Annotated in this window: 15 protein-coding genes; 10 read left to right on the plus strand and 5 right to left on the minus strand. The window is 42.3% G+C overall.

Features of this window, described 5'->3' with window-relative positions; genetic code table 11:
• Positions 1–4: 4 nt before the first annotated feature.
• Positions 5–838 carry a universal stress protein gene (locus tag E4S40_RS07190; protein ID WP_135072661.1) on the minus strand — a complete coding sequence of 278 codons (834 nt, stop codon included), beginning with the start codon at positions 836–838 and terminating at the stop codon, positions 5–7.
• Between the two features lie 269 nt (positions 839–1,107).
• Between E4S40_RS07190 and E4S40_RS07195 the strand changes: the two genes are divergently transcribed.
• Complete coding sequence (locus E4S40_RS07195; RefSeq protein ID WP_135072662.1) at positions 1,108–2,163, plus strand: hypothetical protein; 1,056 nt, start codon at positions 1,108–1,110, stop codon at positions 2,161–2,163.
• A gap of 15 nt (positions 2,164–2,178) precedes the next feature.
• On the opposite strand, the gene E4S40_RS07200 is transcribed toward E4S40_RS07195, so the two are convergent.
• On the minus strand, positions 2,179–2,796 hold the full coding sequence (locus tag E4S40_RS07200; protein ID WP_135072663.1) for a response regulator: 618 nt from the start codon (positions 2,794–2,796) through the stop codon (positions 2,179–2,181).
• 14 nt (positions 2,797–2,810) lie between these two features.
• Positions 2,811–4,799, minus strand: a complete 1,989-nt coding sequence (locus tag E4S40_RS07205; protein WP_135072664.1) for a tetratricopeptide repeat-containing sensor histidine kinase — start codon at positions 4,797–4,799, stop codon at positions 2,811–2,813.
• Between the two features lie 261 nt (positions 4,800–5,060).
• On the opposite strand from E4S40_RS07205, the gene E4S40_RS07210 reads away from it, so the two are divergent.
• Complete coding sequence (locus E4S40_RS07210) at positions 5,061–5,504, plus strand: DUF6252 family protein (RefSeq protein ID WP_135072665.1); 444 nt, start codon at positions 5,061–5,063, stop codon at positions 5,502–5,504.
• Positions 5,505–5,520: 16 nt separating this feature from the next.
• Positions 5,521–7,632 carry an IPT/TIG domain-containing protein gene (locus tag E4S40_RS07215; protein ID WP_135072666.1) on the plus strand — a complete coding sequence of 704 codons (2,112 nt, stop codon included), beginning with the start codon at positions 5,521–5,523 and terminating at the stop codon, positions 7,630–7,632.
• Between the two features lie 70 nt (positions 7,633–7,702).
• Here the strand turns inward: E4S40_RS07215 and E4S40_RS07220 are convergent, their stop codons facing one another.
• The gene (locus E4S40_RS07220; RefSeq protein WP_237563144.1) at positions 7,703–9,748 is read right to left on the minus strand and encodes a helix-turn-helix domain-containing protein; all 2,046 of its coding nucleotides are present in this window, start codon (positions 9,746–9,748) and stop codon (positions 7,703–7,705) included.
• Positions 9,749–10,004: 256 nt separating this feature from the next.
• On the opposite strand from E4S40_RS07220, the gene E4S40_RS07225 reads away from it, so the two are divergent.
• From E4S40_RS07225 to E4S40_RS07255, 7 genes are all read left to right on the plus strand, one after another.
• Positions 10,005–10,577, plus strand: a complete 573-nt coding sequence (locus E4S40_RS07225) for an ankyrin repeat domain-containing protein (protein WP_135072668.1) — start codon at positions 10,005–10,007, stop codon at positions 10,575–10,577.
• 24 nt (positions 10,578–10,601) lie between these two features.
• Positions 10,602–11,705, plus strand: a complete 1,104-nt coding sequence (locus tag E4S40_RS07230; protein WP_135072669.1) for an acyltransferase family protein — start codon at positions 10,602–10,604, stop codon at positions 11,703–11,705.
• A gap of 62 nt (positions 11,706–11,767) precedes the next feature.
• On the plus strand, positions 11,768–12,808 hold the full coding sequence (locus E4S40_RS07235) for a serine hydrolase domain-containing protein (RefSeq protein ID WP_135072670.1): 1,041 nt from the start codon (positions 11,768–11,770) through the stop codon (positions 12,806–12,808).
• Between the two features lie 402 nt (positions 12,809–13,210).
• Entirely contained in the window at positions 13,211–16,594 is a 3,384-nt protein-coding gene (gene ileS / locus E4S40_RS07240; protein ID WP_135072671.1) for an isoleucine--tRNA ligase, read from the plus strand.
• Between the two features lie 4 nt (positions 16,595–16,598).
• Positions 16,599–17,222, plus strand: a complete 624-nt coding sequence (locus tag E4S40_RS07245; protein ID WP_135072672.1) for a lipoprotein signal peptidase — start codon at positions 16,599–16,601, stop codon at positions 17,220–17,222.
• Positions 17,223–17,371: 149 nt separating this feature from the next.
• Positions 17,372–20,311, plus strand: coding sequence for a DEAD/DEAH box helicase (locus E4S40_RS07250; protein WP_135072673.1), 2,940 nt, complete (start codon positions 17,372–17,374; stop codon positions 20,309–20,311).
• 216 nt (positions 20,312–20,527) lie between these two features.
• Positions 20,528–21,874, plus strand: a complete 1,347-nt coding sequence (locus E4S40_RS07255; protein ID WP_135072674.1) for a PhoH family protein — start codon at positions 20,528–20,530, stop codon at positions 21,872–21,874.
• A gap of 91 nt (positions 21,875–21,965) precedes the next feature.
• Here E4S40_RS07255 and E4S40_RS07260 read toward each other — a convergent pair whose 3' ends face one another.
• Positions 21,966–25,559, minus strand: coding sequence for a family 78 glycoside hydrolase catalytic domain (locus tag E4S40_RS07260; protein WP_135072675.1), 3,594 nt, complete (start codon positions 25,557–25,559; stop codon positions 21,966–21,968).
• Between the last annotated feature and the right edge of the window lie 32 nt (positions 25,560–25,591).

Below are 25,591 nucleotides of genomic sequence, written 5' to 3' on the forward strand. Positions count from 1 at the left end.
AGCTCTATTCTAAGCAGATCGATAAAATCGGGAAGTTGTGAGCACGAACCAAATTCTCTGTCAAGCTGGGCGTGAAGAATTTGGTGATTCCTGACTTCTCAGATTTTGCCAATACCAATATATCTGGATGATTTCGTTCTGCGTAATACATTACTCCGTTCTCCGGATTTTCAGCATTGGTTAGGAATTGCTGAATGGAGGAATCCCCGTCTTTCATATCCTCAAATCGTTCGTCAGATTCTTGATCCTCATAAAAATTATAAGGTGTATTGACAAAAATCAGATCGATCTGAGCTCCAAGTAAGCTCGAAAGGGTCTGTAATTTTTTGAGAACTGGTTTTTGATTTTCCTCTAGGGTAGTCAGAAAAGCAATCTTTTTGATCTCCGGTCTTATAGGGGCATCCTTTACGATAAGCAATGGGATTTTGATATTCCGGAGCATTTTTTGAGCATAGGACCCCATGTAGAAAGGTTTCCTTGATCCCCGACCTTCAGAACCCATTATTACCATGTCAGGCTTGGAGTTAATCACATGTTCAAATACAGTTTCGGAGCCGTAACTGTAAACCAGAGATGAAGTAGCCAAAATTCCCAAATGCTCGAACTCACCTACCAAGGCAAATAATTTGGCATTAGCAGTAGCAATTTCCTGTAAAGTTTCAGGGTAAAACTGTTCCTTTTCCTTTTCTAAATTAACCCAGTCCACCGGAGTGGTCAGGATATGCATTACTTCTACCTTTCCTTGGACTTTTTTGGCGATTTCTTTTGCGAAGAAAGTGGCATAGCCAGCTACCTCCGAAAAATCGGTCATTAGCAGAATTTTGGCTCCAGTCTTCATCTCATAGGGATGTTTGGTAATGCCCTAAATTACAAAACTACATCAGGTTTGGGCGTGAGGAAAGTGAGTTGAAAAGTTGATTTTTATCAGCTAAAACCCAGCTTATCAAGAGATTTCATTCTTAAGCTAAATCTAAAAAGTAAAGCCGATTTCATTCCTTGAATTGTACCTAAGTATCCGTGCTGGTACGGATAAAAAACCCGCATTTTTTGGTATTTCCTTCGAATAAAAAGTAGGTCAACTTGCAAGCTGTATTTCTTTATAATCTTATGAAAAGTCTATTACTAATTTTCCTGCTTCTATTTGTAGAATTTATGCCTGGGTCTGTTTTTTCTGAAAAAGACCTTAAAATCACCAGTTATAATAAGAAAAAACAAGGTAGCAAGGCTCCTAAAAAAGTTTTTATCCGATCCTTTAACGCATATTTTGAAGTATTTGAAGAGGCTTCAGCCAAAACCTCCGGATCTAAGAAAGAGCGAGCAAATCGTACCACATTCACCTCTGGAACTTCTACCAGAATGGGAGTTCAGATACAGGGAGTTGATGTGCCAGATTTTCAACAAATGATTGATGAAGCCTATGAATCTTTTGTCAATCAATTGAAAAGTCAAGGCTTTGAGATCATGACAGCCGATGAAGCAAGCCAATTTGAGTACTATCAAGGATGGACCAAAATGAGAGGGGGGGCTTCCTCGGATTCCCAAGTTGAAGGTTATATCATGGTAACTCCCACGGGATATGAATATTTAGTGAAATCGGTAACAAAAGAAGGGAAAGAGAAAAAAGGTGGAGGGCTTGTGGACCCTACTCCAAAAATTTCAAAGGAATTAGAGAACGCTTTTATCGCAGATGTGACTTTTGCCTTTCCTTTTGTAAATCTTGATGCAGATGCCTCTGTATGGACTAATTCTTCATCTGTAAAAGCAACAATCGGGTATCGAATAGATCCATTTCTGGACCCAAGTGAAAATAACAGGTCGATCTCCAACTTTGGATCTTCTGTGATTCCTACTCAAGTTCGATTCGTTTCCGGCTTGGACATAGGAAGTAGTCCACTGTTCAACGCTAAAGTCGAACCTAAAAAAGCAGTGTTTGCAGAAGGGGTATTTAAAGACAAAAAAATAAAGGAAGTCACCCAAGCACAAACAGATATGTTTTCCAAAACAAGCTATACTCAACTCGTTATGACTTCCGGAGACCAGGCTACTGTTGCTTCCCATTTTGCCGATTGTGACCGAGATGCTTATGTTCAGTTTGCCTCGGGAGCTATGAAGGACATGATTGATACAGGTATTTCTAATTTCTTCGAGTTGACTCAGGAATAGACACTAGACCATTCCTCACACGAGGTTATTTTCTAGGGCAAATTTCAAAAGACCAACCAAGGTGTTGGTCTTTGTTTTTTGGTAGATGTTTTTCCTGTGGGTCTCTACTGTACGCTCAGAGATATGGAGTTTTTCACCGATTTCTTTATTCGAATACTCCTCAAAAATCAATCTGAGTACTTCTTTTTCACGATCAGTCAAGATTCGCTCATCTTCTGGAAAGCGCATTCGCTGAATCAGGATTTTCTGGATTTCTGTACTGAAATACAAACCTCCCCCTGCTACTTCCCTCACGGCTTTAAGCAATTCCTCGTGAGCAGCTTTTTTCAAAACATACCCTTCTGCATTTGTGGAAAGGGCTTCTTTGACCCGATAAGGTTCTTCGTGCATGCTCAGAAAAATCAATTTAGTTTGAGGAAAGAGAGCCTTGACTTTTTGCGCAAAAGCAATCCCCCCAATTTCTGGAATAGAAATATCCGAGACGATCAAGTCCGGTACTTCTGATTGGATCTGAATTAGCGCATGCTCCACGGTGGAAGCGACATGTACCTGCTTAACGAAGGATTGGTTTTGAAGCAAGAACTTCAGGCCGTCCAATAGAATTTGATGGTCGTCAACAAGTAGAATTTTCATAGAAAAAAATCAAATTAATTTGGGTGTTGAACATACGGAAAAGTAACTAAAAGTTCTGTCCCCTGCTGTCCTGGCTGGGTAAATAGTTCCAGTTTTCCATTAAGCAGCTCTGTGCGCGTGGTGATATTTCTCCAGCCGTTTCGCTTGCTTTGTTTGAAAATACCTGCATCAAAACCATTCCCATCATCCAAGATTTGAAGTTGGGCAGTTCCATGATTTTGAGAGATTCTGAGCGAGATTTGATGGGCTTGGGCGTACTTGAGCACATTATTGATCCATTCTTGACAAATTCTGAAAAGATTGATTTCGACTAGTTCATCCATTCGATTGGGAAGGTTTTCTGTCGAAATATCGAGGTGGACTTTTTGACCTGCATTGATGCGATGAGCTAAATCCTCCAAGGCCGGTATCAACCCAAAGCGGATTAATGTAGCCGGCATGAGGTCATAGACCACATTGCTGATTTCCTTGGACATTTCATCCAAAACTAAATCCGTTCGGCTGACGAGTTCAGTTTTTAATTCTTCCTGAGCCTGATTGCTTTTGAGTTGGGAGACATACATCCGAAGGGCTGAAATATATTGCCCAAATCCATCATGAAGGTCTTGAGCCATGCGCCGGCGTTCCTGTTCCTGAGATTCGATTGAGGCTTGGATGTAGGCTTCATTGACTTTCAGCTTCCGGTCTTTTAAAAGAAGATCTTGCTTTCGTTTGTTTTGTTTTTGATAGAAAACAAAAGTACCACCCAACATAAGCAAGAGTAAGCCCAAGGCGGCAAAGCCAAAATAATTTCTTTGAAGGATAGCACTTTGCTCTAAGATTTCAGATTGTTGCAAAGCGATTTGATTTTCCTTCTTTTCCAGATCATATCGTACTTGCAAATCTGTCAGAAGTTTGGCGTTTTCCTCATTGAAAACTTTCTTGTTCAATTCTACATATTCCTCCAAGTAGGCATTTCCTTTCTCAAAGTCTCCTTTTCTGAAATAAATTTTTGCTAAGGCATTTTTCAGGGTTAAGGAGTAATTAACTAGCTCCGGGTTTTCATCCAATACCTGAAGCCCTCGGTTGGCAAATTCCAGTGCCTTATCTGTTTGCCCCAAATCAATGTGCCCTGTGGCCGCATTACTTACGATGCTGAGTTCCATTTTGGGGTCAGGAGTAAAGCCGTCCGAGTCATCCAAGGCGATAGTTAGCATCAGTAGTCCCTTTTCATAGTTTTTTTGTCCTATATAAAGAGCTCCGAGGTTGTCATGCACTCGGTGAAAAAGGACCTTATTTTCAGCAGTTTTGGCATTTTCAATGGCTTGTTGATAGTATTTTTCAGCCCGCTCCTCTTCTCCCATAAGCCTGTAGCAAATACCCAGATTTGCAGATGAAATCGCAATTCCATTTGGATCCTTTAATCGCTCCCGGATTTCCAAAGCTTCCAGATGATACTTGATAGCTTGGTCGTAAAGTTCGAGTTCCTGATTGGCAAGCCCAAGATTCGAAATACTGCTCACAAAATTAGCTTCGAGGGCATTGGGATCATTTCGGCTGATCTCCAGTGACTTGGAGAAATAATCAATGGCTGATTTGTAGTCCGAAGAGTTGAGCCGATTCATCCCTAAATTATTGAATGACCGCTGTTCCAAAGCTTTCCATCCTTGTTTTTGGCTTTCTTCGAGTATTTGGGAAAAAATAATCAGCGAACTGTCTGTCTGCTGATGGACATCGTAGTAGATGCCGAGATTTTGAAGGATTTCAAAGTAAATGCGGGATTTGCCTAACTCCTTTTCAGCCATTTTCAGGACTTCTTGAATTTTGGGTTTGGCTTCTTCTCCATCACTGAAAATCATAGAAAAAGTACGTTGCTGAATGGCTCGATAGCGAATAGAATCAGAGAGGTTCTGATTTTGAAAAACTTGCTCTAAGCTATCAGCTCTTGATTGTTGCTTGCCTAAAGCCAGAGATGTGACTACCAAAAAAATAAAGAGGAAAGAAATGCTGTAGAGTTTTTTCAATGGAGGTATTTTATTCTCACAAAGTAACTTCACTGATTATTTAATCAAACCATTTTTAGCGTAAAGGTTCAGTTTTTTCTTCAAATAATGATGTGGGCGTACTTTCGGGAAAAGTAGGAGAATTTTGAAAACAGCGTTTCCCATTGCTTGCTCTATCCCTTCCAAACCAAATAATATACCCATTGGCACGGATGCCAAATACCCGATTCTTGGTATTTACCCTAGCACTTTTTAAAAACAACTTGCAATCAAAAACGCAGCATGAAACTCAGATCCCTATTACTTGGCCTCCTGGCTTTTGTTTTTTTTGCTTGTCCGGACAAGGACGATAAAATCCCTCAGGGCTCGCTCAATGTCGAAGCCTCAATCGATGGAGAGGCCTGGAGAGGAGCCGGAAATAGTCGAATCACCTCGGTGGGTGGATTTACGGCTTTTGCTATTGCCGCCGGTTCAACTGACCGCTCCAGTTTAGCATTGACATTGGATGCTGAGCGCACGGGGGATTTTGATCTGGCAGGAAAGGGCATTTGGACTACTGCTAATCAGGTGGTTCACACGGCTAGCTCAGGGACGCTCACCATTACCAAGCTTGATAACGATAAGGTTTCAGGCACTTTTTCTTTCGTGGCTCAGCCAGCTACAGGTGGAGGTTCTGAAGTCATAATTACTAACGGGAAGTTTACCGATGTCAATATCATGCGATAATTAAGATTCAATACTTATGAAAAACATAGTCTTACCTCTACTTTTCCTTTTTCTGGTTTTCCAATCTTGTAAAGAGGAGTCCGAAGACCCTCAACCCATTGACTCATTTACCTCGAGCCTTGAGGGAGATTTGGCTGGACAAAGTCTTTCTATCGGAACAGCCGGAATTCAAAGCACCTATTTTTCTGATCAGGGAGAAATTACCGGAGCCTTGGAGGTCGGTGCTCAACTTCCCAATAGTGAGCGATTAACCTTTTTTATCAATGAAGTAAAAGACGGCACAGTCAATCTGAGTCAAGAATTTCCCGCAGTAATGGGTTTGGGTTCCTTTGGCTTGAGAAAAAATGAATCCAAGGATAACAAACGCATTGCCAATACACCGCCTTCGTTTGTCAAATATGCCAATTCTCAAAATACCTTTTTTGCTATTTCGGGTAAGATTGTGATCAAAATCGATGGAGACAATCTCACCTTCGAATGGGAAGTCATATTCAAGGACGCACAGGGCAATACGTTTACTTCTAAGGGTTCAGCCAAAATCAAAGACTATAAATCTATTCAGCGGCCACGCTCTCAGATAAACTCTCCGGCTTCGAATCTTTCCATCACTTCGATAAGTCCAGACTATGGACCGGCAGGCATGGAGGTGACGATCAAAGGAACGGGTTTTAGTGCCCTGAAAAGTGAGAACTCACTCAAATTGGGTGATTTGGATTTGGGAGAACTTACAAGTGCAAGCGCTACAGAGCTCAAAGTGACCGTTCCGGAAAACGGGACTCATGGTAAGTTTTACCTGACCGTATTGGGGGCATCTGCAGAAAGCGGCTCCTTTTTCTACGAGCCGATTATCGAGTCAGTAGACAAAAACGCTGCAAAGTTGGGGGAAGAAGTCGTCATCAATGGGAAGCATTTTGATGCGGATGCAAGTCTTTTGGAGGTCAAAGTTGGAGAAAAAGTGATGGAAATTCTTTCTGCCACTTTGACCAAAATAGTTTTCAAAATCCCAGAAGGAACAGATACAGGAAGTATCACCGTATCTAGAAAAGGAAAACCGGCGGTAGAAGGTCCCGAACTGACCATCACAGCAGAACCCGTCAATGTAGGTCCTCCAATCAATGAAATTTTTGAGGTCATTTCCGGCGAGTTGACCTTTGAGGAGGTCATCGTCAATAGCCACGAATATGGACCATTCTGGAATCTGGAAATAGATAAGGAAAAAAATATCCTCTATGCAGTAGGTGAAAAGGGCTTGGTATCTATCAATCTATCCACCAAATCCATTACCAAAGTCGTGGACACCAGCAATGAAATTTTCCGGAGTGAAATCGGGATCATCAATGCGCTCACCATTCCTCAAACCATTTTTGCGGCGCCTGACGGAAACCTTTATGGAATCAAAAGCGTGTTTGGCCTTCCTCTTTCACCAAATAATGTATTCAAGATGAATTTGGAATCTAAAGCGGTTACCATGCTGGGCAATTCCAAATTCAACAACGGGGCAGGGTTAAATGGGATTTTTGTTGGAGCGAATAAGAGTATCTACATACCAGAGTTTGCATCTGGATACCATTTGGCAGCCTATGACGAAAATCTGGCAAACCGGAATCTGCTCATCGAAGACATGACCGGAGGATTGGCCACTTTCATCATCCCTATGGGTGAAAATAGCTTTCGATTGGTTCGCGACAATACCCTGAACTCCTTGAAATATCATGAGATCAACGGAACTGAAGCTTCGGGTGAAATTGCCATGGGTGCTACACTTTCAGGAATGCAAGTCGGAGGACAGGCACTAACCCAGCCGGTGGGGCTTGATCAGACTGGAGGAGATATTTATGGATTATTTGGAGGAGCAGAAGGAAATGTAGCCAACTATCCTCAATTCGAATACACCTTAGGCGTTCAGCAGGGAGCCACGGGTAACTTCCAAAAGAAAGGAGGCTTCAGGATCAAGCAAACTTTTGAGTACCAGGGGACTACTTACTATGTGAGTTCAAGAAAGACCTTCAATAAGATCATGGGTGTGGATAAAGATGGAAGCATTTATTTTCTGGTCAGTACTCCGATGACCAGTCAAGGAGTCCAGGTTGCAGGGCCTTTGGGTGGAATTTATAAGGTAAGCTTTTGACGGACCTTATCACTATTTTATTGGGAAAGGGGCTGTTTCGGCGGACCTCTTTTCTTTTTTGGAGAAAATATTAGAGCAATCCTTCCTGAGAAAGCTTTGCCCTGATTTCATTATGCTGTTTCCAAAAATCAGACTTGATTTTTTCCATGACTTGTTGAAAGTCGGCCCTTGACCGGATAGGTCCAAATAAAGGTTCATCCTCCAAATACAAAAACCAATATTGGAAATGTTCCTCCTGAGCAAAAGCCTCTAGATATTCCACGGTTTCTACCCAATTTTCATCCAGGGCAGATTGGGTGGCAAGAGCGATATTTCGATAGATAGATTGATCTGATTCAGCAAAAGTTGCAAACTCTTTATATAGCTTCTTTGCCTCTTGGACGTTTCCGGTTTTCTCGTAAACCCATCCAATTTTTGAATTTTCCAATTCATAGATAGCCAGTCCATTCGCCTCTCGAGCTTCCACAAATTGGCGATAGTACATAAAAGCACTATCATATTTCTTTTCCAAATAGAAGAACTTCCCGATATCCTGTAAAATATCAAGACGGCTGGGGTCTTTTTTCCATTCCTTGATCAAGCGTTGAAGCATTTTTTGATTGTCCTTCTCTTCGGCAAAAAGGATGTAAGCTCTCAGGTGCGGGGCATAGTAATTAGTGGAATCATAAACGAGTGAACGATCGATAAACTCCCTAGCCTGCTCCACAAATCCAGCTGTCATCAGGGCATTGGCGAGCTGTAGAAAGCTGTAGCTTTGGGTAGTGGAGTCACCGCTTGCGACTTGGAGCTGGACTGCTTTCAGGGCATATTCCAAGTACTTTTCCGTATCGGGTGCCAAGCGAAAATAGAAATCTGCTAGCATTTGAATTGCCAGGGAAGAATTAGGATTGTACTCCAGGGCCTTCTGTAGATAAGGAAGAGCTAAAGAAAAATCCTCACTTTGGATATAATAAAAAGCCTTTGCAGTCAGGCTTTCAGCAGATTTTGAGTCGTAAAGCAAAGCTTTGTCGGCATAGAAATTGATTTTTTCGGTGTAAAGCTTTTCCGACCGAAACATCTCCAATAAATAGTAACTAATAGCCACGTGGGCATAAGCCAGGGAAAATTCAGGGTCTTGCTCAATCGCCTTTTCGAAGAGTTCGATTCCTCTTTGAAGCCCCTCATCGGTCCTAGAGTGATAGGGCTCTAATGCCTGCAAGTAATAGTCATAGGCTAGAAGATTTTCCGTTGGCCGCTTTTCAATTTGTTGGAGTTCGGTCGGCGTCACGATTACCTTGATCGCATCGGTGATTTGGGTGGCGATTTCATTTTGAAGAGAAAAGATATCAGCCAGTCTACGGTTGTATTGTTCAGCCCAGATTTGGCGCTCATTTGTGGCATCGATGAGCTGAATACTTAGCAAAACCTGCTCACCGACTTTCTGCCCACTTCCCGTGACAAAGTAGCTCACGCCCAGTTCCTCAGCCATTTCAGGGATGCTTTTGTTGGTATTTCGGTATTTCTCTACCGATGAGCGACTGATAACCCTGAGATTTTTGATTTTCTGTAGATTATTGAGGGTGGACTCCATCAGCCCGTTCACGAAGTACAGATTGGTCGAATCAGCACTTTCATTTTTAAAGGGGAGGACTGCTATGGATTTTTCTTCCTGAGATGGCTCTTCGATGTTTTTGGGCCAAAAGAAGTAGGCCAAAGCTATTAACAGAATCACTGCTAAACCTGTGAAAACCCAATATTGAGATCGGTTTCTTGCTGTAGATTTTGAAATTGGATTTTCAGGTTTTTGGAGTTCTTCCACCTTTTTATTTCCTACTTCACCGGGAGAAAAGCCATAGTGCTCCCGAAAGCATTTGATGAAATAAGAAGGGCTTCCAAAACCGACTCGGTAGGAAACTTCAGAAACGCTCAGATTCCCTTCCTTCAACAATTCCATGGCAATTTCCAATCGTACCTGACGGATAAATAGGCTGGCAGAGAGATTGGTTGCCGATTTCACTTTTCGAAGCAGGTTGGAGCGACTCATATTCATCGCTTCGGCCAGCTCGGACACCCCAAATTGCTCATCTGAAGCTCGCTCAACCACGATCGCAGTGGCCTGCGTGAGAAAGTCTTCCATATGTTTTTGGGGCTCCGCCATGCTAAAAATAAAAATTCAAGGTAGGGAAATTTACTGAAAGCCAAAGCTTGTTTTTCCGAAGATTATCCTGCTTTCTTATCCAGGATGCGCCATAGTTTATAAGGATGCGTCATAATTTTTATTTCTGCACGATACTTTATGCTTTTGGCGACTTGCCTTTTACATCGGCCCCTTAGGTCTGTGCGAACTTTGTCTCAAACAAAAATCAAAAAGTTCTCACACAAAAAACAAGATCATGAAAACGTTAAAATTCAACTCGCTCAAAGTCATCCTTGGCCTTTTATTGGTGGCAGCCTTATTCCCCGCCTGTACCAAAGCCCAAGAAAAAACCGTGCAAAGCCAACAAGTCGAGAAGCCACAACTTGATATTCATACTGCCGTCATGACCAATAATTTGGAGGTAGTCAAGCAGCATATTGCCGCAGGCTCGGATATCAATGAAAAGGAGCCATTTAGTGGATCCACTCCTTTGGTTTCTGCCATAACGTTTGGAAAAACTGAAATTGCTAAATCCCTCATCGAAGCAGGAGCAGACCTTTCGCTCGTCAATAATGATGGAGCTACGCCACTTCACGTCGCTGCATTCTTCGGCAGAGTAGAAATCGTCCAATTGCTTCTCGATGCCGATGCGGATAAGACCCTAAAGAATAATTTCGGATTTACTCCTCGGGAAACAGTGATGGGTTCCTTTGAAGAAGTCAAGCCAATCTATGAGATGATGAAGCAGCAATTAGGTCCATTGGGATTGGAATTGGATATGGAACAACTGGAAAAGACCCGTCCAGTCATCGCAATGATGCTTCAATAGTTTATCATTTCTTGATTTACGATCATGACTACTCAAAGAAGATACGATATTGATTGGCTGCGGGTGATTGCAATCGCCCTGCTGCTGATCTACCACATTGCGATTGTCTTTCAGCCATGGGCCATGTTTTTGGGCTTTATAAAAAGCAATGAGCTCATGGAAGGACTTTGGAAACCTATGTCCTTGCTCAATGTTTGGCGAATTCCATTTCTATTTTATGTTTCTGGAATGGGCGTTTACTTTGCTATCCGAAAGAGAAATTGGAAGCAACTACTAATGGAGCGCAGCAAGCGAATCCTGCTTCCTTTCCTCTTTGGGATGGTTGCGATTGTACCCCTGCATTTCCTGATTTTCCAGGCCTACTACCATTTGCCCTTAGGATATGTGCCGCATCCAGCACATTTATGGTTTTTAGGAAATATTTTCGCTTATGTTCTGCTATTGACACCTCTTTTCTTTTTCCTTAAAAAAAGCGAAAGAGGACGGTTTAAGCGGAAATTGGAAGCTTTTATGGGGAATCCCTTTGGTCCGCTTTCGCTTTCTTTGTTGTTTGTACTGGAAGTGTTGTTGGTCAAGCCTCAGGTCTTTGAAATGTATGCCTTGACATGGCACGGCTTCTTTCTTGGTCTATTGGCCTTCTTTTGTGGGTTTCTACTCGTCTACAGTGGAAAGGCCTTTTGGGAAACAATCCTCAAATGGCGCTGGGCTTATCTAGCTTTGGCATTAGGGTTTTATCTAACTCGTTTGCTGGTATTTGATTTAGCTGCTCCGGGCTATCTGCTGGCCATCGAGTCCAATACTTGGATATTTGCAATTTTCGGATTTGGATATAAATATTTGAATAAGCCCAGCGTTTTGCTTAGCTATTTGAGTCAGGCAGCTTATCCAGTTTATATCATCCATATGGTGGCCCTTCATGCAGCAGCCTGGGTGATTTTGCCATTGAACTTACCAGTTTTGCTTAAATTCATTGGCATCGTCGGATTTACCGCAGGATTCTGTTTTGTCGTTTTTGAATTCTTAATCAGAAGAATTCCTTTCCTCAGGCCTTTATTTGGGCTTTCTTGGGATTTTAAAAAAGCAGCAACAAAAAGTATTTCTGTTAGTGCTTCAACTCAAAAGATTTAAAAGAGGCTAAACTCATTCTTGCTAAAGATTTGTCAAGGCTTTCAAATGAATCCAAAACGCAAATGAAAACCAAAACGATTTTCCGAATACTCATGCCTCTGATTGCTATTGCTTGTACTATTTACTTTACGCCTTGGCTTATTCTTCGGGCCTGGTTGGCTCCACTTCCCGATACGGTACAAGAGCAGGTGGATAAGGCGATAGATTATAAATTGGATGGAATCATTGTTTATGTAGACCAAGGGGGAAAAGAGCCTCAATTCTATTCCGCAGGCTGGAAAGATCGGGATCAGAAAATCCCAGCTGACCCAAATTCGCTCTTCAAGATTGCCAGTATCAGTAAGCTCTATATCGCCGCAGCAGTAAGCAAAATGGTTGCTAGTGGACAGCTTTCTTTGGATGATACCTTGGCTGATTTGCTTCCTGAAATATCTAAACATATTGAGAATTCAGATCGAATCACGCTTCGTATGCTCGTTCAGCATCGCTCTGGGATTCCAAATTTTTCTGATCAACCTGACTATCCCTGGGGCGATCCTTTTACCGAAAACAGTCAGGCTTTAGAGCTGATTTATGGTTTGCCTGCTGATTTCGAGCCGGGAGCTGACTATGCCTATTGTAATACCAATTATGTCCTGATTGGGGAGATTTTGGACAAGACTTTGGGTTATTCCCATCATGACTTTATCCGAACTGAGATTTTAGAGCCTCTGGGATTGAAACGAACCTATTGCCTGCTTTCCGAAGTGAATCCGGACGAACTCATGAGTGGGTACTTTATCGGATATCCTTTGGACATCAAAGGAAATGATTTTATCCATCCCGGAGGATCGATGATTTCAACTGCAGAGGAAGTCGGAATTTTCCTCCGAGCCTTAAATGATGGGAGTTTGTTGACCGAAGAAGAGCAGGAGATTTATTCCTCTATCTATGCGTATGAACATACAGGCCTGGTGCCCGGCTACCAAAGCATTGCGAAATACCATCCGGATATCGATGCAGTTGTGGTGCAGTTTGTCAATACCAATGGGGGCTATGCATGGAATATACACGAGATTGTTTACAATCGGGTAGTTAAGATTTTGAAGGAACAATCAGAGTAAAAAAGCGAGGTTTACTTTTCTTCTGCCCCAGTGAGAGCCTTCACTGACCGGATATTAAATAGGCACTTTCCGTTTATTGCCTCACGTATTGAGGCGATTGATTTTCAGAGAAGAGGGGGGAAGAAGGCTCAATAGGTTATTGTCTTCTTAGATCCTGATTTTTCTTAATTCGGCATCATCCATTTGACTTCCAGCGAATTCCAAAAGGTATTCGCATTTTCTTTCCCCAAAAAGCCCAATTCTGCTATCTTTGTGCCTTGTTTTGAGCGGCATAGGCCCGCGTGAGGGATAGAAGCGGTATCCATCCTGCATAGCAGGTGGATAAGAGCGGATAGCCCGACCCCAGAAAGCTGGGGTCACGCCCAAAATCCATTCAAAAAGGAATTCGATAAGCAGGAAGCAGTGAAAACGTATCAGGAATTTAAGCAGGTAGATTATCCGCATATCGGAGAGTCTGTACTGGCCTATTGGAAAGAGAATCAGATCTTCGAAAAGTCCATCGCCAACCGGGAAGGGGCTCAGACCTTTACCTTTTATGAGGGACCGCCTTCGGCTAATGGAACTCCCGGAATTCACCATGTCATGGCCCGGACGCTCAAGGATATTTTTTGTCGATACAAAACCCTTCGGGGCTTTCAAGTGAAGCGTAAAGGCGGATGGGATACGCATGGCCTTCCTGTAGAATTGCAAGTTGAAAAGGAGCTTGGTATCACCAAGGAAGATATCGGTAAGAAAATCTCCGTGGAGGAATACAATAAGCGATGTCGGGAAACGGTCATGCGCTATAAAAATGAATGGGATGATCTGACTGAGAAAATCGGCTATTGGGTAGACCTGGATGATCCTTACATCACTTTTGACAGCAAGTACATCGAGACGCTTTGGTATCTCTTGAAGCGGCTTTATGAAAAAGGCCTTTTATACAAAGGCTACACGATTCAGCCGTATTCTCCAGCAGCGGGAACGGGTCTTTCTTCTCACGAACTGAATCAGCCTGGAACTTACAAAGACGTTAAGGATACTTCCATTACGGCTCAGTTTAAGCTCAAAAATCAGGATAACACTTATATCCTGGCTTGGACTACTACGCCTTGGACTTTGCCATCCAACTCGGCTTTGGCGATTGGGGAAAAGCTTGATTATGTAAAGGTTAAGACTTTTAATCCTTACACCTACGAACCAGTCAACGTGATTTTGGCGAAGGCTCGAATGGGAGCATATCTCAATCCAAAGGCTGCTGATCTGAAATTGGAGGATTATAAGCCGGGCGACAAGTTGATCCCTTTTGAAATCATAGAAGAGTTCAAAGGAAAGGATATGCTCGGCTGGGAATACGAGCAACTTTTCCCGATCGAAGGGTTGGCGCTACCGTATCCTGCCTTTACCGTTGTTGCTGGAGATTATGTCACTACTGAAGATGGTACTGGTATCGTGCACTTGGCGAAAGCCTTTGGTGCGGATGACTTCCGAACTTTGGTGCAGAATAATGTTCCCGGAGTATTTGTAAAGGACGAATTGGGCAATGACATCCCGGTGGTGGATAAGCAAGGGAAATTCCTTCCTGTAGTAGGTGAATATTTGGCTGCCAAAATGAAGGAACATGGAATCACGGCTCATAAAGAATTTGGCCCAGATGATTTCTTTGTGAAGAATTACACGGAAGATGATGAAGGTGCTTCGGATTATAAAAACACGGATATCATTATCTCCATCATTCTCAAGAATGAAAATAAAGCCTTTAAGGTTGAGAAATACGAACACAGCTATCCACACTGCTGGCGTACAGATAAACCGGTGCTTTACTATCCATTAGAAAGCTGGTTCATCAAAACAACCGCTTACAAAGATCAACTGGTAGCACTTAATAAAACTATCAACTGGAAGCCTGAGGCGACTGGAACTGGTCGTTTCGGTAACTGGTTGGAAAATCTGGTGGATTGGAACCTGAGCCGCTCCCGTTTCTGGGGGACTCCACTTCCGATCTGGAGAACTAGTGACGGTTCGGAAGAAAAATGCATTGGTTCGATCTCTGAACTCAACACAGAAATCGAAAAATCCATCGCGGCCGGTTTCATGGAAAAATCTCCTTATGAAGGAAAGGAACTCGACTTACACCGACCTTATGTGGACGATGTGATCTTGGTTTCTTCCAAAGGAGAAAAGATGTTCCGAGAGCCTGATTTGATTGACGTTTGGTTTGATTCCGGAGCCATGCCCTATGCGCAATGGCATTTTCCTTTTGAGAATCAATCCATTTTCAAGCATAATTTTCCTGCTGATTACATCGCAGAGGGGGTAGACCAAACCCGAGGTTGGTTCTTCACCTTGCATGCGATCGCGGTGATGCTTTTTGATTCCGTAGCATTCAAAAATGTAATCGCTAATGGTCTGGTTTTGGATAAAAACGGAAACAAAATGTCCAAGCGATTGGGCAATGCCGTTGACCCATTCAAGACCCTAAAAGAATACGGTCCGGATGCGCTTCGCTGGTACATGCTTAGCAATGCTAATCCTTGGGACAATTTGAAATTCAATTTGGATGGTGTGACTGAAGTGCAGCGTCGCTTCTTTGGGACCCTTCAAAATACCTATAATTTCTTCGCGCTTTATGCCAATTTGGATGCATTTATCTATGATCCATCCAAGGCTATTGTAGTGAAAGATCGTGCTGAACTCGATCAGTGGATTATCTCCAAATTGCAGTCTTTGATCGCGGAAGTGGAGGAAGCAATGGATCAATACGATGCTACCCGAGCTACCCGAGCGATCATGAATTTTACTGTGGACCAACTGTCCAACTGGTACGTTCGTCTGGCTCGAAAGCGATTCTGGAGAGGAGAGATGAATGCGGATAAGCAGGCAGCATACGAAACCTTATACGAGTGCTTGCTTTCCTTGACTCAGTTGATGTCTTCTTTTGCGCCTTTTTATTCAGACTGGTTATACAAAAACTTGACTGAAGCAGGAGAAAGTGGCAAAGAATCCGTGCATTTGACCGATTGGGTTTCGGCAAATCAATCCTTGATCGATGAAGACTTGGAGAGAAGCATGGAATTGGCTCAGACGATTTCTTCCTTGGTGCACTCACTTCGAAAGAAGGAAAAGCTAAAAGTGAGACAGCCTTTGCAGCGTATTTTGATTCCTGTGCTCAGCAAAAAGACACAGGAGCAGATCGAACACGTAGCCGAATTGATCAAAACAGAAGTAAACATCAAGCAAATTGAATTCTTGGATGATGCTTCCGGTATTTTGGTGAAAGAAGTGAAGCCAAACTTGCCTGTTTTGGGTAAAAAGTATGGACCAAAGATGCGCTTTGTGGTTGCTGCTATCAAATCTTGGGGTCAGGATGAGATCAATCAGATAGAACGAGAGGGTAAATTATCCATCGATGTAGATGGGGAAGCAGTGGATTTACTTTTGGAAGAAGTTTTGATTTCTTCACAAGACATTCCTGGCTGGTCGGTAGCTTCTGATGGAGGCGTAACGGTAGCTCTAGATGTGACAGTGACTGAGGATTTGAAGCAGGAGGGAGTCGCCCGTGATCTAGTCAATCGAATCCAAAATCTTCGAAAGGAGATGGGGCTGGAAGTACAGGATAAAATTCATATTCAAATCGCTGATGGCAATACATTGGTGGATGCTTCCGTAGAAAATTTCGGTTCTTACATTCAATCTGAAACCCAAGCGCTGAGTTTGCGTGTGACAGAAGAAGCTAAAGGAGGAACTCTTTTGGACATGGATGATTTCGAAATCGCTGTTATAGTCCAAAAGGCGGAAGGCAACTAATAAGATGAATAAATACCTTAAATATTTTGGAATCACGCTTTTGGTAATCGCCATTGATCAGGCGGTCAAAATGCTGGTTCACTTCCAAATGGATTTTGGTACCCCAGGTCAGATCATAATTTTCGGAGACTGGTTTAAGCTGCATTACACCACGAATCCAGGAATGGCTTTTGGGATGGAGCTTGGGACAGAGTATGGGAAATTGATCCTTACTTCTTTCCGATTAGTCGCCATGTTTGGTATAGGATATTATCTATACTATATCATAAAAAAGAAACAACATCCGGTATATATCATATGTATTGCTATGATATTGGGAGGTGCTATAGGCAATTTGGTAGACTCTATATTTTATGGAGTTTGGTTAAGAAATGCTCCATATGATGCACCGACACCTTGGCTACATGGGCAAGTAGTGGATATGTTTTATTTTGATATTTGGGAAGGATATATACCTGAATGGGTGCCTATTTGGGGTGGTTCCTATACTGCCCTTTGGCCAATTTTTAATGTTGCCGATGCGGCCATATTTATTGGAGTGGCTATTATTTTGATTTTTCAGGGAAAATTTTTCCCGGAGAAACCGAAGGAAAATCACCATCAGGAAAGCGCTCCTTTAGAACAATAGAACTATTTCTACTAGAAATCATCAATAAAAACCCTTTTGACAGCGATGCAAAAGGGTTTTTTTATTATTTTTCGAGCTATTACCCTTTCTAAATTAGCCGAAGCTTGCACTATTTAAAGCCTTGGTTCTTTTGATAAAATTGTATTTAGATGATTGTAGATCCCAGCAAGCCATTTCAAATAGTATATTCTATTTTCAGTCATGAGTATTTAGGATTATTGTTTGAATCTTTTGTAGTCCAGTTGGATGAGCAAGGCAGGCTTTCGCTGGCATATCAAAATATCAGTTCAGCCAATGCTCAGGAATTTGATGCAGGCTTGGATGAAAGGGACTATGAGTTGATTAAGCTCATGGATGCCATGCAGCCTGAGGAGGTAATCAAAGTTTATTTGCCGCAGAAGAAAAAAGTCCGGCCCAAGGATTACCTGCAGCAGATTTATGACCCAAAAACAGAAAACAAACAGGTTCAAGACCTTGTGGAAATTCGCTTAGAACGTCAACGTTCTGCTATTCTTCCTAAATTAATTGGAAGAAGATTGTTTGAAATGGGTTCGGATGGAAGCCCTACTTGGAAGGAAATTGAGGTCATGCCAGAGCCTGCTTCCATCATTTTTCATTTTCATAAAAACCCGGATAATACTCACTACTATCCTACAATCAAATACAAGGGAGAGTCGGTCCTGATTCATGGCAGAGGAGGTTATTTATTGGCGAAAGATCCCGCTTGGTTTACAGTAGAACAAAAGCTATATCATTTTCACAAGCATGTGGATGGAATGAAGCTCCTTCCTTTTTTGAAGAAGAAATTTATTCTCATTGAGAAGAAAATGGAGCCTGTGTATTTCCGGAAATTTATGGCCCCCATGATGACTCAATATGAGGTCGATGCCAGGGGTTTTGAAGTTTCTCGGGAGCATGGAAAACCCGAACCGATTATCCGTATTCATACTTTAGCCGGAACAGATCAGGGTCTTTTTGAAGGTGCCGCTGAAAATGGGGAAGAGGCTAAAATCGTCTTTGAGATTCGTTTCCAATACGGAGACGAAAACTATCCTTTGGGGAAGGCGGATGATGCCGCTTCCAGTCAGCCGGTTACTCTGATTGAGAAGGATGGGGAATTTATGTTTAAGCAGACCATTCGGGCCGTACAAAAGGAAAAATCCATCGTCTCCTATATCAAGAAATTAGGTCTGAATTTGAGCCATGGAAAGGTTGAGCTTCCGAAGACGCAGGCTTTTGAATGGATAGGGGAAAATGAGGAATTGTTGTCTGAGAAGAATATTAAAATCCAACAGCGATCCAATCCTGATGGAAAAATCTACCACATCGGTAAAGCTCAGATCAGCATTGAGGTCAATGAGGGCATTGATTGGTTTGATGTGAAAGCCATGATCAAATTCGGTGTCTACTTGGTTCCTTTCGCCAAAATCCGAAAGATGGTGATGAAAGGGCAGACCGAATTTGAGTTGCCAAATGGTGAAATGGCTGTAATCCCAGCTTCGTGGTTTGTGAATTATTCCGAGCTTTTTTCTTTCATGGAAGAAGGTACCGTCGATGGCCAAGTTATCATGCGAAAGCATCACCTAGCCTTGGCGAAGCAGTTAGAGGAAGGGAATTTGGTGCAGCTAAGCTTGAGTCGAAAACTCGAAAAACTTCGGGATTTTGATAGCATCGATGATTATGAGATGCCGAGAGGCTTTGAAGGCACGCTGCGTCCTTATCAAAAAGCAGGATATAACTGGTTACGCTTTTTAAATGAGTTTCGATTTGGAGGCTGCTTAGCCGATGATATGGGTTTGGGTAAAACCGTTCAAACCCTAGCTCTTTTGGCTTATGAAAAGGAAGAAAATCCAGGGTTCTGTTCTTTGTTGGTGATGCCTACTTCCCTGATATACAACTGGGAATTAGAAGCTAGAAAGTTTTGTCCGGATCTGAAGATTTTGGTTTACTCCGGAACTCAACGTATCAAAGACCCCTGGAAATTCCGTGAGTATGATTTGGTGTTGACATCCTATGGGATTACCCGTTTGGACATTCATATCTTGAAGGATTTTTATTTCAATTATGTGATTTTGGATGAGTCCCAAGCAATCAAAAATCCAAGCAGTAACATCGCCAATGCGGTCAATAAGCTGAAAAGTAAGCAGAAGCTCATCTTGACGGGTACTCCGGTAGAAAATGGAACCATGGATTTGTGGTCTCAAATGAATTTTGTGAATCCCGGGCTTTTGGGCTCTCAGAATAGTTTTAAGAAACAGTTTTTGCAGCCCATTGAAAAGCAAAATGACAAGGACAAATCAGCTAAGCTTCATGCGCTGATCAAGCCTTTTATTCTTCGAAGACTGAAATCCCAAGTTGCTACTGATCTGCCAGAAAAAATCACCAATGTGAAGTTCTCTGCGATGACTGCTGAGCAGGAGAAAGTCTACGAGGAGGTTAAGACCTATTATCGAGAGAAAATCATCGGCGAAAATCCAATTGCCAACTTGGGAAGACAGCAATTCACCTTACTTCGAGGTCTAACTCAACTCCGCCAAATTGCAAATCACCCCAAGTTAGTTCGAGATGACTATGAGGGAAATTCAGGGAAATTGGAGGATGTGACCTACATGCTGCAATCGACCATTTCGGAAGATCACAAGGTCTTGGTGTTTAGCCAATTTGTAAGGCATTTGTCCATTGTTCGGGAATATTTGGATTCAGAAAACATCGATTACTGCTATTTGGATGGTTCGACTAAGGACAGACAAGCGCAGGTGGAACGATTCCAGCAAGATGACAAAGTGAAAGTTTTTTTAATTTCCCTGAAGGCTGGTGGAGTTGGCTTGAACTTAACCAAAGCGGAATATGTGTTCCTTTTGGATCCTTGGTGGAATCCAGCAGTAGAGTCACAGGCAATCGACCGGGCACATCGGATTGGTCAGGAAAACAAGGTCATTATTTACAAATTCATCAGTAGAGGATCTGTCGAAGAAAAAATCATGGCTCTTCAGGACAGAAAATTGGCCTTGGCGGGTGAATTGATTGGAAGCGAAGAAAGCTTTATGAAAAGCCTCGACAATGAGGATATTAGAGCTTTATTGGATTAAAGTTGAAATGTTGTAAAGTGATAAAGTTGTAAAGTGAGTGACTCAGCCTTTTCACTTTGCAACTTTACAAGCTTGGAACTCATTTTTATCATTTTGATTCTCAGTAAGATGACTTTTAAGTTCAAGGTTTAACCATAATTTATTGTTAAATCATGTACAAGGGTTCTGATATTTTTCTAAATTATTACAACGATTACCACTAACATTTTCCTGCACATGCCTAGAGCCAAATCCGATAAAGATCGGAAAATCTTTGTGCTAGACACTTCTGTGATTCTTTACGCACACAACTCCATCATGAATTTTGCCGAGCACGACGTGGTGATTCCAATCACGGTGCTGGAGGAACTTGATCAGTTCAAAAAAGGCAATGACACCAAAAACTTTGAAGCCCGGGAATTTATTCGATTGCTGGATAAGCTTTCACAGGATCACATGATCCACGAATGGACTCCGCTTAATGGAAAGACCAAGGGGAACTTCAAGGTTCTGATGAATCCCGACAATAAGTTGAATGCCAATGTGATTTTCGGGGAAGAAAAGAATGACCATAAAATACTCAACGCAGCCTTATACCTCAAGGAGCATGAGAAAAATCGACGGGTGATTCTAGTTTCCAAGGATATTAACCTTCGACTAAAGGCGAAATCCCTGGAAATCCATGCGGAAGACTACGAAACCGGTAAAATCAAGAATATTGATGAACTGGAAAATACCGGAAAGTACATTCTCGAAGATGTAAATGTTGATGCAATCAATACCCTCTATGAGGTAGGTTTTGTGGAGGCAAAATCGGTTTTGGGTACCAGAAAGCGGAAGGCCAATGCCTACTACATTCTTCGAAACAATAAGAACTCCGTCCTTACCTATTACAATCCAGAAGAAAATATTCTAGAGCGGGTAGATAAGAAGTTGGCCTATAATATCAAGCCAAAAAATGCTGAGCAGACCTTTGCCCTGCATGCCATCATGAACCCCAATATCAAGTTGGTTTCCATTCAAGGGGTAGCTGGTACGGGAAAAACCTTGTTGGCTTTGGCAGGTGCTTTGGAGCAGCGTCGTTTTTACAAGCAGATATTTTTGGCAAGACCAATTGTTCCGCTATCCAACAAAGACATCGGGTATTTGCCCGGGGATATCAAATCTAAATTGAATCCTTATATGGAGCCACTTTGGGATAACCTGAAGTTTATCCAAAATCAATACAAGGAGACCGATAAGGAATACCAGAAAATCACCGAACTCGTCAATCAGGAAAAATTGGTGATTCAGCCTTTGGCTTATATTCGGGGTCGATCCTTATCCAACATCTTCTTTATCGTAGATGAAGCTCAAAACTTAACTCCACATGAGATTAAGACAATCATTTCTCGAGCAGGTGAAAATACCAAGATTGTCTTTACGGGAGATGTGCATCAGATTGATACGCCTTATTTGGATTCTCAATCCAATGGTCTTTCTTATTTGATTGATCGGGTGAAAGATCATCCACTCTATGCTCATATTAAGCTGGAAAAAGGTGAACGATCGGAGTTGGCCAACCTAGCGAATGAGTTGTTGTAAATGAAAGTCTTATTAATGAAAAAAGTCCCTGCCTAATTGGCAGGGACTTTTCTTTCTGGTTGAGTTCTAAAAATTTTCCAAGGATGAAGAATTATCTGTAAGTCGATTCAAAGCGATACTTTCCTGAGCCCAAAGTGATGATAGCTCTTCCATTCTCATACCCAGTTAATTTCAAACCTTTTGACTGATCTAAAGAGGCGCCTCCCTCGGTAATATCACTTTCTGAAATGGCTGGTAGATGTAAAGTGGCAGAGGTATTTGCCGGGACAGTCACTTCATATATCATCTTGTTACCTTCGATGGACCATCCACTCTCGATTTTGCCATACATGGAATCATAATGACCCTTAGCCCAGATCAATTCTCCCGTAGGGTCAGGAGTAGGAGTAAGTGTGAAGGATTTGAACCCCGGTTCACCTCTTTGGATTCCAATCACATAATTGTACATCCATGATCCCACTGCCCCGAAGGCATAGTGATTAAAAGAGTTCATGCTATTATTTCCACCGAATCCATTTTCGATGGTGTAGGAATTTAATCGCTCCCAGATGGTTGTTGCGCCATTAATTACCGGATAAAGCCAGGAAGGGTAAGTTTTTTGCTGGAGAAGTCTATAGGCCTCCTCATGGTGACCATTTGATGACAAAGCTTCATTCAGGGAAGCAGTTCCAATAAATCCTGTCATCAGAGAATATTCCGGTCTTTCTACTCCCGAGTCATCCGTGTTTTTTCGAGCTACAGCATTGACTAAGTGATCAACAACAAAAGGTTTATGTTCTTCATTGATCACATCAAAGGCTAATGGAATGGCATAAGATGCTTGAGTATCCACTAGATCTCCTGGTTTTGGGCGCTCGCTTTCAGAAGGAGGTGGCCCAAATCGGAATCCTACATGACCCGAATGTATGGTTTTATGACTTTCCGGATCAATGTATTTTTCATTAAAGAAGGCTTTTCGGGATGTTCTTAGCTCTTCATATTTTCTTGAGTCCTCTTCTTTTCCGAGAATCTGAGCTGTCTCAGCTACTATTTCAAGGCATCTTACCTGATACGCTGCCCAGAGAAGTGTATTGTCATTTTTATTGTTTTCAGGACTAAGCCAGTCTCCAAGTGGACCTTCATCCAAAACTCCTGTGTCAGGATCAGTTCTGCTCATGAGAAAATCCACATAGGCTTTCATGGCCGGATAATTCTCTTCCAATATTTTGACATCTCCAAACTGCTGGTAGCTTTCCCAAGGGACTTTCACGCCTGCGCTTCCCCATAAAGTTCCTCCGAAACCACCTGTAACAGGAGCTACATCAGGAAATCTTCCATTTTGTCGTTGAAGATCTCTCATTGCTATCATATGCCTTCTGAGAAAGGGTCCAATATCCGCCAAATAAGTTGCCATTTCGGCGAACACATTCAAATCACCACTCCATCCCATTCTTTCGTTTCTTGCAGGAGTGTCGGTTGGAATGGAAAGAAAATTCCCTTGCATGGACCAGCGAATGTTTTGCCATAGGCGGTTCACTAGTTCATTTGAGGATTCGTAGCTGGAAGAAAAGTCATGAACTGAACTCAGTACAATTCCTTTCACATCTTCAAGAGGAAGAGCTTCGTCCATTCCAGTGATTTCTACATATCGATAGCCATGGAAAGTAAATCTTGGTTGAAATGTATCTGCCCCGCCTTTCATTATCCATTGGTCGGTCGTAAGGGCAGCTCTGATATTTTCCATCATGACCATACCCACGTTCGATCCATACTCATCAAGATCAGGATAAAGGACTTCAGAATACCTTAAGTTCAGAATTTCGCCCTTTTCAGTTTCGGACATCTGAATCTGGGGAACCCCAACCATATTTTGACCCATGTCATACACAAATACTCCTGGTCGAACCTCTGTGACACTTTGTGCGATCAGGGTATCAACGGCAGCTACATTTCGCCCAATTTGTCCCAATAATTGCATATTGGAGTAGTCGTGTTCAGATGGTGTAGTACCTTCAAGAGGCACAATGGACGCTGTTTTCCAGGCAGAATCATCATAATCGGCACTGGACCACCCTTCAATTGATTCCTCATAGTTAGCATCATAGACTTCACCCTGAAAAAAACTTCCCATTCGAATCGGGCCATTAGGGTTCACCTTCCATGTTTCCGGAGAGGTGATGATAATGTCCTCTGTCCCATCCTCATAATTGATCACAATTTTTGCGAGAAAGGATTGCCGGTCACCGAAGTAATTCCAGTTATTTCCGGAGTAGGTAATGTTTCCACTCCACCATCCTTCACCCAGCCAGGCACCAAGACTATTTTTTCCATTCTTGAGTTTATCTGTTATGTCATAAGTCTGGTACAAATGATGTTTGTAATATTGAGTGACACCTGGATTAAAAAAGTCGCTACTGATTCTTTTTCCATTCACATGGAGTTCATAAATACCCCTTGCCGTAGCATATACTCTGGCGGATTTTATGGATTTTCCTTCCGTATCAAAAGTAGTCCGAAGCATAGGTGCGGCATTTTTACTGGGATTTGTCAAAAGCAAATTGCCATTAGCTAGCCCATTTAATTCTAGGCCATTTTCCGATTTGGAAAAGCCATCAGAGGAGATGAAAGCTGAAAATGTTTCATCAGACTCCGGCTCTTTTACCAAGGCATTTGATGGATCTCTGAAGTGTGTCACTTCATAGTTAGAGAATATTGCTTTCTGTCCGGGTTTCATTTGAAACCCAATATCCGCTACCATAGGGAAGCTGATATAATTATTCCCTTCTCCAACAGGGTTGAGGTTATAGGTCTCAATATTTCCACCAAAGCCACCGCCTGCTCCCTTGGGATTCAATAAATTTTGATCTTCTCGACCATCTACATACAGGGTTAACAGGCCAAACTCAATGTCGGCAAATACGGAATGTTGCTGATACATATTCCCCTTATTGACGAGACTTAAGGGGATATCAATGGCATACAATGGTGAGTTTTCAGAATCCTTCTCTGTATAACCAACTCGATAGACATTGACTTTTGCCCGGCCATTTTGAGATTCTAGCAGGGGTGAAATATCAAGTTCTAGGCTTAAATAGCTTTCATTTTCATTCACCTCAACACCCATAAGATTTAGATTTTTATCCATGAGTCGAGGGTCATTTCCCCCAAATGCCATGGCGGCTTTTGTGCTTCCACTTTCCTCATCTAATTGAACAGTGTAACCCAGCTTGAATACCGACAATGCATACGAATAGAAAGGAAGATCGATTTCATCGCCTCCTATCCAAGATGCACCGCTCCAAGCCTCAATAGAAGGATTCATCAAGCCAGTTTCAAACCAGGAGCTTTGGGAAACCTCACGACTGTCAGAAGTCCAAATTTTGATGCTAAAGTCATATCGGGTCGTTGGAGATAATGGATCTCCCTCGTATTCTATGCCAAGGGATTCTGAATTCTCAATTCTGCCCGTATTCCAAACCTCCTGACCCTCATCTGAAACCACAATCTGGTAGGCGGTCTGAGATAAGCCTCTAGAATATTCTTCATCAATAAGTTTCCAGGCAAAGCGTGGTTTTTCTACATCAATCCCAAGAGGTTCTTCTAGGTATTCTACTGTCAGGTCATCGAGGTAAAGTGTAGGTTGGGTGGTGCAAGATCCCGCCAGAAATGAGGTGATGAGTAAAGCAACAAGAATCTTCTTAAGCATGAGTCAGTGGTTTGGTGTAAGTAATTTTACTA

The sequence above is a fragment of the Algoriphagus kandeliae genome, from assembly GCF_004571135.1.
Lineage (GTDB): Bacteria > Bacteroidota > Bacteroidia > Cytophagales > Cyclobacteriaceae > Algoriphagus > Algoriphagus kandeliae.